An 11,348-nucleotide genomic window follows, 5' to 3' on the forward strand; every position below is an offset into this window, starting at 1 on the left:
TACTGGCGCTGGCACCGGCGGCGGGCGTCGAGGCGGGCACGACCCGCCACGGCCTGCGCACGTCGGTGCGTTCGACGGCGGCTGGCGTCGACGGGGTGGCGACGGCCGCGGTGCAGCTGCGGCGGCGGAAGGTGAGGGTGAAGGTGCGCACGAACCGGACGAACACGGAAGGCCTCGCGACCGCGGTCGAGACGGCGGTCTCGCGGCGGCTGGAACAGGTCGGACTGGCGGAGTCGCCGAAGGTGCGGGTCCGGATACGAGGAGGCGCCCGATGAACCGGCCCGCCGGGCTCAACCGCAGCCTTCTCGCCCTCGTCGGGCTGCTGCTCCTCGCCGGTGGCGGGTTCGCCGTCGCGACGCACTTCGGGCGCCTCCGCCTGCTCGACCCGGCCGCGCCGCTCGTTCCCGGTGCCGCCGCGCCACCCACCTGGGTGTTCTGGGTCGCGATCGCCGTCGCGACGCTCCTCGGGCTGCTCTGCCTCCGCTGGCTGGCCGCGCAGGCGTTCCGGCGGCCGAAGAGCGTCGCCTGGCGGACCGAGCGGGACACCGGCGTCACCGTCCTCGACTCGAGCGCGGCCGCCGCGCCGATGGCCGCCGACGTCGAGGGCTACGACGGCGTCAGGACCGCGTCGGCCTGGCTGTCCGGGCCGCGGGACGCGCCGGAACTCTTCCTCGTCGTCACCACCGACCGCGACGCCGATGCGCGGGCAATCCGGGAGAGCATCACCGGCCACGCCGTGCCACGGCTGAAGCAGGCCCTCGAAGTCGAGGACCTGCCCGTGCGGCTGGAGATTCGGCTGACGGCGAAATCCGGGGCCCGGGCGCGCTGACCCCGGCCCGCCGGAATTCCCACCGGGTGTGACGCCGCCGTCACCGCCCAGGTGAACGGGTTGCTCCGGTGGGTTAAACATCACACACGGGGGCACTCTTCAAGGCCGCCGGACTCGATCAGCGGAGTAAAGTCGCTGGTAGGGGGTTCGGGGAAGGGGGCGGGTGATGGCGAGGTTCCTGGCCGACGCGACGGTGCTGGTGCACATCCTGGCCTTGGTCTTCATCGGTCTCGGCGGCTTCCTGGCCTGGCGCTGGCCGAAGGTCGTGTTCGTCCACGTCTTCTTCGCGATCTGGGGCGTGCTGGTCAACGTCACCCCGATCCCGTGCCCGCTGACCGCGCTCGAGAACTACTTCCGCCACCAGCAGGGCCTCGGTGACCTGCCCGGCGGCTTCAACGCCTACTACTTCTACGACACGCTCTTCCCGCGCTCGTTCCTGCCGGTGATCGCCGCCTTCGCGCTGGCCCTGCTGGCGCTGTCGTACGTCGGCGTCTACCAGCGCCTGCGCCACCGCCACGACGGCGAGGAAACCCACGCGCGCCCGGTCCACCTCGGCTGAGCGACAATCGGAGGGTGACCACTTCCCCCGACGCCGGACCCACCGAGTGGGTGAGCCGCGAAGAGGTCGGCGTCGGCCCGTGGCCCGGCGACTGGCCCACCGGCGAGCAGTACGACCCGGAACTGCTGCGTGAGGGCGACCGCCGCAACGTCGTCGACGCCTACCGGTACTGGCGCCGCGAGGCCATCGTGTCCGATGTGGACCGGCGGCGGCACCCGTTCCACGTCGCCATCGAGAACTTCCAGCACGACCACAACATCGGCACCGTGGTGCGCACGGCCAACGCGTTCGCCGCGGCCGAGGTGCACATCGTCGGCCGCCGCCGCTGGAACCGGCGCGGCGCCATGGTGACCGACCGCTACCAGCACCTCCGCCACCACGACCACGTCTCCGGGTTGGTGACCTACGCCGCCGAGCGCGGGCTCGCCGTCGTCGCGGTCGACAACACGCCGGGGTCGCAGCCGGTCGAGACGGCCGACATCCCGCGCGAGTGCGTCCTCCTCTTCGGGCAGGAAGGCCCCGGGCTGTCCGAGCCGGCGCAGGAGGCCGCGGCGCTGGTCGTGTCGATCGCCCAGTTCGGCACCACCCGCTCGATCAACGCGGGGGTCGCGGCCGGGATCGTCATGCACGCCTGGGTCCGGCAGCACGCCGACCTGTCGACGGCCTGGTAGCTACAACCCCCAGCCCCAGCGCAGCTGCACCACGCCGGACGCGTTGTTCGTCGCCAGGCCGCTGCCGCTCTGCCGGGTGATCGAATACGTGTCGCCCGAACGCAGACCCGGCCAGTAGACGACACCCATCTGCCGCGACCGCGCCAGGTCCGTCGTGGCGGCGAAGTAGGCGGTGAAGTTGTTGCCGTCCTGGTGACCCGCCGAGTAGTCGAGCCCGGTCGTCATCGGCGCGCCGGCTTCGTCGATGACGGTCCGGGACGAGTAGGCGCCGAGCCGGTTGCTGAGGTTGGCCGTCCACGCCGCGCGGGTGGTGTCCGACGCCCAGAAGCCGTAGAAGTGCAGTGACAGCAGCGTTCCGGTCAACGCGCTCGCCGCGCCGACACCCGTGACGTTGTCGTTGTAGCCGGTCCCGCTGATCAGGACCCGGCCGCGCGGGATGGCCGAGTGCCGGGACAGCCAGGTCGAACAGAGCGAAACCCAGGCGCTCAGGCTGTAGCCGAACGGCTCGTTCATCGGCTCGAAGTAGACGCCGGCATTGCCGCCGTAGTCCGCGGTGACCCGGTCCCACATGGTGTTCCACGCGGTCACGTCGTCGACGAAACCGTCCTTGTTCGCTTCCCAGTAGCCGAAAACGACCTTCATGCCGTGCGCCAGCGCGGAATCGGCGGCGCCCTTGTACCGCGCCCACCAGTCCGAGTTCACGCTCTGCGGGTTGATCGGCAGCCGCACGGTGTTCGCGCCGAGCTGCTGCTGGAAGCCGGTGAGGATGCCGTCCGCCTTGGTGCGGACGGTGTCGTAGCTGTCCCCGGCGGTGAGGCCGGTCGGGATGACCCAGCCGTCGACGTAGTTGTCGCGGGCGTCGGCCCAGTTCACGCCGCGGAAGGCGGTGGTGGCGGCGGAAGCCTGCGGGACGGCGAGCAGGGCGGCGGCGAGGACGGCGATCATGAGGGCGTGCAGACAACGGGTCATGCGAACTCCGATGTTCACGTAAACATGCGACGCTGAGGATGCACTCGGCTCCGCACCGCTGTCAAGCGTCAGGCCGGCGCGACCTCGACCGGGATGCCGTTCAGCACCGACGTCCCCGACGGCACGTCGAGCAGCGTTTCGTCGGCGACCAGGTTCGAGTTGACGCCGGGGTTCGCGCGCGCGACCCGCGTCCGCGCGCCGTCGACGTCGTGGCCCCAGCCGTGGGGGATGCTGATGACGCCCTGGCGGATCTTGTCGGTGATCTCCACCGGCGCCTCGAGCTTGCCGGCCCGGGACGTCACGGCCGCGAGGCCGCCGTCGGTGAGGCCCAGGCGCGCCGCGTCGGCGGGGTGGACCTGGACCGTGCAGCGGTTGCCGCCGCGGACCAGCGGCGCGAGGTTGTGCATCCACGAGTTGTTGGAGCTCAGGTGCCGCCGCCCGATCAGCACGAGGCCGTCGTCCACCGGCTTCGCCAGTTCTTCGCGCAGGCGCGGGACGTCCTTGACGACGGGTTCCGGCGCCAGCTCGATCCGGCCGGACGCGGTGCACAGCACCTCGGGGATCCGCGGTTTCAGCGGCCCGAAGTCCATCCCGTGCGGCGCCGCTTCGAGGTCGGCCAGCGTGACGTCGTACGGGCCCGCCCGCAGCATCAGGTCGACCAGCCGGGCGGGCCCGGTGCGGTCGTGGGTGACCTCGAGCCCGGCACGGCGGGCGACATCCGCGGCGACGAAGTCGTCGAGCGCGGCGACCTCCGCCTCGGGTCCCTGACCGGCGACGATGCCGGTGAGGCGCAGCATCGTCTCCCACTCCTGGGGCAGCGCGGACGGCAGCGTCGCGGGGGTCCAGTTGGCGACGTTGCGCACCGACAGCTGGTAGAAGGCCAGGTCGAAGTGCGGGCGTTCGAGCGGCGACGGGCCGGGCAGGACGACGTCGGCCTGGCGCGAGGTCTCGTTGAGGTAGACGTCGACCGAGATCATGAAGTCGAGGTTGCCCAGCGCCTGGCTCAGGCGTCCCGCGTTCGGCGTGCTCAGGCACGGGTTGCCGCTGACCGTGATCAGCGCGCGGACCTGGCCTTCGCCGGGGGTTTCGATCTCGTCGGCGAGCGTCGCGACCGGCAGTTCCCCGACGACCTCGGGGTACCCGCGCACGCGGCTGCGCCAGCGCCCGACCGCGAACGGCCGCCGGTTCCCGGTCGGCTGGCAGGCGGCCAGCGGGAACATCGCGCCGCCCGGCTCGTCGAGGTTGCCGGTGAGGACGTTGAGGACGTCGACCAGCCAGCTCGCGATGGTCCCGAACGTCTGGGTCGTGGTGCCGATCCGGCCGTAGACCACGGCGTTTTCGGCGTCGGCCAGCTCCCGGGCCATGCGGCGGATCTCGGCGGCGTCGATGCCGGTGCGCGGCGCGACGGCTTCGGGCGTGAACGGCCGCGCCAGCTCGCGGACGTCGTCGAGGCCGTCGAGGTGCTCGGCGAGGCGTCCCGGCGCGACGCGATTTTCCTCGAACAGGACGTTGACCAGCGCGAACAGCAGGAAGGCGTCGGTGCCGGGGCGGATCGGGTGGTGCTCGTCGGCGAACGCGGCGGTGCGCGTGCGCCGCGGGTCGACGACGACGATCTTGCCGCCGCGGTCCCGGATCCCGCGCAGCCGGCCGCGGATGTCCGGCGCGGTCATCAGGCTGCCGTTGGAGACGAGCGGGTTGGCACCCAGCACGAGCAGGTGCTTCGTGCGGTCGAGGTCGGGCACGGGGATGGCGAGCGGGTCGCCGAACATGGTGCCGGACGAGTAGTGCTTCGGCATCTGGTCGACCGAGGTCGCGCTGTAGAAGTTCTTGGTGCCCAAGGCTTTGTAGAGCACGCGGCCGTAGAGCGTCAGCGCGATGTTGTGCACGCCGGGGTTGCCCGCGTAGACCGCGACGGCGTCCCGGCCGTGCTCCTCGATGATCGGCGGGAGGCGGCGCGCGATCTCGTCGTAGGCCTCCTGCCAGCTGACCTCGACGAACTCGCCGTCGCGCTTGAGCAGTGGCGCGGTCAGCCGGTCGGGGTCGTGGTGCAGGGCGCCGAGCGACGCGCCCTTGGGGCAGATGTAACCCTTCGAGAAGACGTCCTGGTCATCCCCCTGCACGCGGGTGACCTGCTGGTTCTCGTCCAGGGTGACCTCGAGGCCGCAGGTGGCTTCGCACAGCGGGCAGGTGACGTGAGCGGTCGTCATGACCACTGAACATACCGAGCGGTATGTCGAGGGGCAAGGCACGATTGCGACATGGACGTCTCGGAGGCCGAACGCGCGGTGACCTCCCGCCACCTGCGCCGGGTGTGGGCCCTGCCCGCGACGACGCTCGGCCGCAGCGGCTGGCCCCCGTCGCCGGGCCAGCGGCTGCACTGGCACTGGAACTACTGGTGGCAGGCGCACTTGCTGGACACGCTGGTGGACGCGCAGCTGCGTGCGCCGTCGCCGGCGCGGCTGTCCGTGATCCGCTCGTTCGTGCGTTCGGTGCGGCTGCGCAACTTCGGCCGCTGGACGAACGACTACTACGACGACATGGCGTGGCTCGGCCTGGCCCTGCAACGGGTTTCCGCACTGGGCATCGACGTCGGCCCGGCGCTGGCGGCGATCGACACGCAGCTGCTGTCGGCCTGGACACCGGCGGCCGGCGGCGGAATCTGGTGGCGCAAGGGCGACGACTTCAAGAACGCGCCGGCGAACGGGCCGGCGGCGATCTTCCACGCCCGGTCGGGGAATGTTGCTCGCGCGCGGGCGATGCTCGACTGGCTTTCGTCCACTTTGGTCGATCCGGAGTCCGGCCTGGTGTGGGATGGGATCCGGGCGGACACGGGTGAGCTGGTGAAGCACATTTTCACCTACTGCCAAGGGGTTTACCTGGGCGCCTGCCTGGAACTGTCCTCAATGGACGCGGCGGCCCGGACGGTGCGAGCGGTTGCCGAGCACTGCGCACCGGGCGGGGTGATCCGCGGTCAGGGCGGCGGCGATGGCGGGTTGTTCGCGGCGATCCTGGCGCGGTACCTGGCGCTGGCGGCCCGGTCGTTGCCGGGCCCGGAGGCGTCGACGGCGCGGTCGCTGGTGCTGACGTCGGCGGAGGCGTGCTGGTCGGGTGCGGCGCCGGGGCCGGTGTTCAGCGCGTACTGGGACCGGCCGGCGCCTTGGCCGTTGCCGGCGGACGCGCCGGAGCGAGACCTGTCGGTCCAGGTCGGCGGCTGGATGCTCCTGGAGGCGGCGGCGACGCTCTGACCGGCGTCAGCACCCGCAGGACGCGCCGTGCAGGAACTTCGGGGTCAGCCACACCGATTCCGGCGGCCGGTCCGGGTCCGCCATCCGCGACATCAGCAGCTGCACCGCCCGCCGGCCCATCTCGGCGACCGGCTGGGCCAGCGTCGTCACCGCCGGGCTCACGCGGCGGGCCCAGTCCATGTCGCCGTACCCCACCACCGCCAGCTCCGAGCCGATGCGGATGCCGCGGCGGTGGGCCTCGTACTGGACGCCGACCAGCATCGACTCGTCCGCCACCACCAGCGCCGTCGGGGAGGGCCAGCCGTCCAGGAGCTTCGCCGTCGCGCGGGCCGCGCCGCCGGAGGACGACAAGCCGCTTTCGACCAGTTCGCGGTTGAAGCGCAGGCCCGACTGCTCGAGGCCGAGGCGGTAGCCGCGGACGCGCTCACGGCTGACTTCCTGCCCGTCGTCGCCCGAGATCAGGCCGATCTTGCGGTGTCGTCCCGCCGTCAGGTGGCGGACCAGCGACGCCACCGCGTGCACGTTCTCCGTGCCCACCTGGTCCACGTCGTTGCGCGCGGCCACCCGGTCCACCAGCACCGTCGGCACGCCCATCCGGACCAGCCCGTTGATCACCGCTTCGTCGCCCGCCGAGGGGACCAGCAGCACGCCGTCCACCAGGTCGGCCCGCAACGCCCGGACGAGCTCCGCTTCTTCGCCGACCGCGTCGTCGGTGTCCGCCAGCACGACGTCGCAGCCGGCGTGGGCCGCGGTCGCTCTGATGGCGCGCAGCAGCTCACCCGAGTAGGGGTTCGCGTGCACACCCATCGCGACGCCGATCCGGTAGGTGACCGGGGGGTCCCACAACCGGAGCTCCGGCGAAAGTGCCGTCATATGCCCTCGCAGACGCTCAGCCGAAAGGTATCCGCTGACCGCCCGCGAGATGACGGCAAAACTCCAGAATCACTGATGTGAGTGAACCGGCGGGCAGCCGCACGACTCACGGTGACGCAGGGTGGGTGCCAGCCGGACCGTCTCGGCCTTGCGCGCCGGGTCGTTGATGCGGGCCAGCAGGAGCCGGACCGCCTGGCGGCCGATCTCCTCGATCGGCTGCGCCATCGTCGTGAGCGGCGGGTCGACCAGGTCCGCCCACTCGACGTCGTCGTAGACCACGACCGGCAGGTCGCGCCCGATCCGCAACCCGCGCCGCCGCGCCTCGTGCAGCACCCCGACCATCATGCTGTCGTTCCCGACGACCAGCGCGGTCGGCGGCTCGGGCAGCGCCAGCAGCGTGCTCAACGCCAGCGCGCCGCCTTCGCGCGACGAGTTTCCGCAGGCCACGAGGTCGGACGACCAGGTCAGCCCGGACCGGCCCAGCCCCAGCCGGTAGCCCAGCACCCGCTCCTCGCTGGTCGACAGCCCGGGCGCGCCGCTGATCATCCCGACCCGCCGGTGCCCGAGCGTCGCCAGGTGCGCGGTCAGCGCCGACGTCGCCTGGATGTTCTCCGAGCCCACCTGGTCGACGTCGGTGCGGGTGGCCAGCCGGTCGATGAGCACCGTCGGCACGTCCAGCGACACGAGCTCGCCGATCACCGGCCCGTCGCCGGGCGCCGGGGTGATGAGCAGGCCGTCGACGCGCCGGGAGCGCAGCGCTCGCACGGTGTCACGCTCGGTGTCCGCCGCGTCGTGCGTGTCGGCCAGCAGGACGGTGTACCCGTGCAGCGACGCCTCCCGCTCGATCGCCTGCATCAGCATCGCGAAGTACGGGTTGGCGACCAGCGAGATCGCCATCCCGATCGACCGCGTACCGCCGGTGACCAGGGAACGCGCGATCGCGTCGCCGGTGTAGCCGGTCGTTTCGATCGCCCGCAGCACGGCCGCTTTGGTGTCCTCGGCGACCGCCCGCGTCCCGTTCACCACGTGTGAGACGGTGGTGATCGAAACGCCGGCGAGCTCGGCGATGTCGCGCTGGGTCGGCCGCGACGACCTCGGCTGGGGCATGCCAATCCTTTCTGGCAAGCGTTTGCGCAAACGCTTGCGTCCACGGAGCAGTCTGTCTACCTTCCCGTCCATCGGCAAGCCTCGAACCCACACAAAGGGGCAGGAACCCATGAGACAGCGGAGTCTCACCGCGGTGGTGCTGGCCGCCGTCCTCGCCGCGACGACCGGGTGCACGGTCGAACGGCACTGGGGCGGCAACACCTCCACCGGCGGGAGCGGCAAGGCCAAGGTAGGCCTGGTCACCAAGACCGACACCAACCCGTACTTCGTGGAACTGCGCAACGCCGCGAGAGCGGCCGCCCAGGCCAACGGCGCCGACTTCAGCGCGCTCGCCGGGCAGTTCGACGGCGACAACGACGGCCAGGTCCGCGCGATCGAGAACCTGGTGCAGCAGGGCGCGAACACCATCCTGATCACGCCCAGCTCGTCGACCGGCGTGCTCAAGGCGATCAAGGACGCGCGTGACGCGGGCATCCTGGTGATCGCCCTCGACACCGCCACCGAACCGGCCGACGCCGTCGACGCCACCTTCGCCACCGACAACTTCGCGGCGGGCGAACAGCAGGGCGCCTACGTCAAGGCCGCGCTCAAGGGTGTCCCGCCGAAGCTCCTGATGGTCGACGGCACCGCCGGCAGCACGGTCGACACCCAGCGCCACGGCGGTTTCCTCAAGGGCATCGGGCTGACCGACGGCTCGCCGGAGATCAAGGGCCACACCGCGGCCAACGGCGACCAGAGCCTCGCCCAGCAGGGTATGGAGAACCTGCTCCAGCGCAGCACCGACATCAACGCCGTCTACTCGATGAACGAGCCGATGGGCCGCGGCGCGTACGCGGCGCTGAACGCCCGCGGGCTCACCGGCCAGATCGTGATGGGTTCCATCGACGGCGGCTGCGAAGGCGTCCAGAACGTCAAGAACGGGCAGTTCGCCGCCACCGTCATGCAGTTCCCGAAGAAGATGGCCGAGCAGGGTGTGCTCGCCGCCGTCGAATACGCCAAGACCGGGAAGAAGCCGTCCGGCTTCGTCAACACCGGGTCCGCCGTGATCACCGACAAGCCGCTGCCCGGCATCGAGAGCCACGACTCGGCCTGGGGCTTGCAGAACTGCTGGGGAGGCCAGAAATGACCACAGCTACCGCAGCCCCGGCGAGGGATCGCGAATCCCTCGGTGAATTCCTCCTCCGCGCCCCGGCGGTCGGCCCGGCGCTGGCGCTGGTCGTCGCCATCGTCGTGTTCTCGCTGGCCACGGACACGTTCTTCGACCTCGACAACCTGTCCACAGTGGTCCAGCAGTCGCTGGTCGTCGGCACGCTCGCGCTCGGGCAGACGCTCGTCATCCTCATCTCGGGGATCGACCTGTCCAACGCGGCGTCGATGGTCGTCGCGACGCTGATCATGGCGAAGCTCGCCGCGGCCGGGACCAACGGCTTCGTCGCGCTGCTCGCCGGCGTGGTGCTGACGATCATCGTCGGCATGTTCATCGGCGGCCTCGCGACGCGGATCAAGCTGCCGGCGTTCATCATCACGCTCGGCACGTTCACGATGCTGACCGCGGTGTCGAAGCTGATCGCGGGCGGCCAGGCCGTGCCGGTGACCGACGGGCTGCTGCAGTGGCTCGGCACCAAGCGCTACCTCTTCGGCGGCATCCCGATCACCTACGGCATGACGCTGGCGCTGCTGATGTACCTCGGCGTCTGGTACGCGCTGACGAAAACCGCGTGGGGCAAGCACGTCTACGCGGTCGGCAACGCGCCGGAGTCCGCGCGGCTGTCCGGCATCAAGGTCAACCGCACGGTGCTGTCGGTGTACATCGTGGCCGGGCTGACGTTCGGCATCGCGGCCTGGCAGGCGCTCGGCCGGACGCCGAACGCCGACCCGAACCAGTTCCAGCTCGGCAACCTCGACTCGATCACCGCCGTCGTCCTCGGCGGCACGAGCCTCTTCGGCGGCCGCGGTTCGGTGCTCGGGACGCTGATGGGCGCGCTGGTCGTGGCCGTGCTGCGGTCGGGCCTCACGCAGATGAACGTCGATGGCAACTACCAGGACCTCGCCACCGGGGCCCTGCTCATCGCCGCCGTCGTGGTGGACCGGATCGCGAGGAGGCAGCAGCAGTCATGACCGAACCCATCCTGCAAGCCCGTGGGCTGGTCAAGCGCTACGGCCGGGTGACCGCCATCGACGGCGCCGACTTCGACCTGCTGCCCGGCGAGGTGCTCGCCGTGGTCGGTGACAACGGCGCCGGGAAGTCGTCGTTGATCAAAGCCCTGTCCGGCGCGGTAATCCCCGACGAGGGCGAGATCAAAGTGGACGGTGCGACCGTCCACTTCAAGTCCCCTTTGGACGCTCGGCACTACGGGATCGAGACGGTGTACCAGGACCTCGCCGTCGCGCCCGCGCTCGACATCGCGTCGAACATGTTCCTGGGCCGGGAAAAGCGGCTCAAGGGACCGTTCGGGCTGTTCCGGAAGCTCGACACCGGCACGATGCGGTCGGAGGCGCAGCGGATCCTCGACGAGCTGGGCATCAACATCAAGTCCATCACCCAGCCCGTCGAAACGCTGTCCGGTGGCCAGCGCCAAGGTGTCGCCGTGGCGCGCGCGGCCGCGTTCGGCACCAAGGCCGTGATCATGGACGAGCCGACCGCCGCGTTGGGCGTCGCCGAGTCGGGGAAGGTGCTCGACCTGATCGGCCGGATCCGCGACCGCGGCCTGCCGGTGGTGCTGATCAGCCACAACATGCCGCACGTGTTCGACATCGCCGACCGCATCCACGTGCACCGCCTCGGCAAGCGCGTCGCGGTCGTCTCGCCGAAGACGCACACGATGAACCAGGTCGTCGGCCTGCTCACGGGTGCGTTGCGGCTCAACGAAAACGGCGAGGTCGAGGAAGCCGCCGCCGCTACCCACGTGGCCGGCCTGAAGTGAAGGTGCTGCTGGCGGGGTTGTGCACGGTGGACGTCGTCCAGCGGGTCGCCGAACTCCCGGCGCCGGGCGAGAAGGTGCAGTCGCTGCGGGTGGACGTCGCGGCCGGGGGGCCCGCGACGAACGCCGCGGTGACGGCCGCCGCGCTCGGCGCCGAGGCGGCCCTGCTGACCG

12 protein-coding genes and 1 pseudogene are annotated in these 11,348 nt (G+C 71.1%); 9 read left to right on the plus strand and 4 right to left on the minus strand.

Going from position 1 to position 11,348, the window contains the following annotated elements; all coding sequences use genetic code 11:
* The 4 genes from G3I65_RS46100 to G3I65_RS46115 form a co-directional block, all read left to right on the plus strand.
* On the plus strand, nucleotides 1–275 hold a 275-nt coding region (locus G3I65_RS46100), incomplete at its 5' end, for a DUF6286 domain-containing protein (protein ID WP_239071853.1).
* Nucleotides 272–829, plus strand: a complete 558-nt coding sequence (locus G3I65_RS46105) for an alkaline shock response membrane anchor protein AmaP (RefSeq protein WP_160701707.1) — start codon at nucleotides 272–274, stop codon at nucleotides 827–829. The genes G3I65_RS46100 and G3I65_RS46105, both read left to right, overlap by 4 nt.
* Before the next feature lie 166 nt (nucleotides 830–995).
* Entirely contained in the window at nucleotides 996–1,388 is a 393-nt protein-coding gene (locus tag G3I65_RS46110; protein ID WP_160701708.1) for a DUF2784 domain-containing protein, read from the plus strand.
* A 14-nt stretch (nucleotides 1,389–1,402) separates the two neighbouring features.
* A complete protein-coding gene (locus G3I65_RS46115; RefSeq protein ID WP_160701709.1) occupies nucleotides 1,403–2,059 on the plus strand; it encodes an RNA methyltransferase in 657 nt (218 codons plus the stop codon).
* Here the strand turns inward: G3I65_RS46115 and G3I65_RS46120 are convergent, their stop codons facing one another.
* Together G3I65_RS46120 and G3I65_RS46125 are read right to left on the minus strand one after the other, a co-directional pair.
* Complete coding sequence (locus G3I65_RS46120) at nucleotides 2,060–3,028, minus strand: cellulase family glycosylhydrolase (RefSeq protein WP_239071854.1); 969 nt, start codon at nucleotides 3,026–3,028, stop codon at nucleotides 2,060–2,062.
* A 68-nt stretch (nucleotides 3,029–3,096) separates the two neighbouring features.
* Nucleotides 3,097–5,235, minus strand: a complete 2,139-nt coding sequence (locus G3I65_RS46125) for a molybdopterin-dependent oxidoreductase (RefSeq protein ID WP_163046870.1) — start codon at nucleotides 5,233–5,235, stop codon at nucleotides 3,097–3,099.
* 51 nt (nucleotides 5,236–5,286) lie between these two features.
* Between G3I65_RS46125 and G3I65_RS46130 the strand changes: the two genes are divergently transcribed.
* Complete coding sequence (locus G3I65_RS46130; protein WP_160701711.1) at nucleotides 5,287–6,273, plus strand: glycoside hydrolase family 76 protein; 987 nt, start codon at nucleotides 5,287–5,289, stop codon at nucleotides 6,271–6,273.
* 6 nt (nucleotides 6,274–6,279) lie between these two features.
* On the opposite strand, the gene G3I65_RS46135 is transcribed toward G3I65_RS46130, so the two are convergent.
* Both G3I65_RS46135 and G3I65_RS46140 read right to left on the minus strand, forming a co-directional pair.
* Nucleotides 6,280–7,146 (minus strand): LacI family DNA-binding transcriptional regulator, encoded by an 867-nt coding sequence (locus tag G3I65_RS46135; protein ID WP_160701712.1) that lies wholly within the window; start codon nucleotides 7,144–7,146, stop codon nucleotides 6,280–6,282.
* Between the two features lie 69 nt (nucleotides 7,147–7,215).
* Nucleotides 7,216–8,253, minus strand: a complete 1,038-nt coding sequence (locus G3I65_RS46140; protein ID WP_125308928.1) for a LacI family DNA-binding transcriptional regulator — start codon at nucleotides 8,251–8,253, stop codon at nucleotides 7,216–7,218.
* A 109-nt stretch (nucleotides 8,254–8,362) separates the two neighbouring features.
* Between G3I65_RS46140 and G3I65_RS46145 the strand changes: the two genes are divergently transcribed.
* From G3I65_RS46145 to G3I65_RS57910, 4 genes and pseudogenes are all read left to right on the plus strand, one after another.
* Nucleotides 8,363–9,379, plus strand: coding sequence for a substrate-binding domain-containing protein (locus G3I65_RS46145; protein WP_160701713.1), 1,017 nt, complete (start codon nucleotides 8,363–8,365; stop codon nucleotides 9,377–9,379).
* Complete coding sequence (locus G3I65_RS46150; protein WP_125308924.1) at nucleotides 9,376–10,371, plus strand: ABC transporter permease; 996 nt, start codon at nucleotides 9,376–9,378, stop codon at nucleotides 10,369–10,371. Before G3I65_RS46145 ends, G3I65_RS46150 begins: the two co-directional genes overlap by 4 nt.
* Nucleotides 10,368–11,177: an ATP-binding cassette domain-containing protein gene (locus G3I65_RS46155; RefSeq protein WP_160701714.1), complete on the plus strand. Its 810-nt coding sequence runs from the start codon at nucleotides 10,368–10,370 to the stop codon at nucleotides 11,175–11,177. Before G3I65_RS46150 ends, G3I65_RS46155 begins: the two co-directional genes overlap by 4 nt.
* Nucleotides 11,174–11,348 (plus strand): annotated as a pseudogene (locus G3I65_RS57910) (ribokinase); the annotation flags it as partial. The gene G3I65_RS46155 and the pseudogene G3I65_RS57910, both read left to right, overlap by 4 nt.

This window comes from Amycolatopsis sp. SID8362 (assembly GCF_010550475.1).
GTDB lineage: Bacteria > Actinomycetota > Actinomycetes > Mycobacteriales > Pseudonocardiaceae > Amycolatopsis > Amycolatopsis eburnea.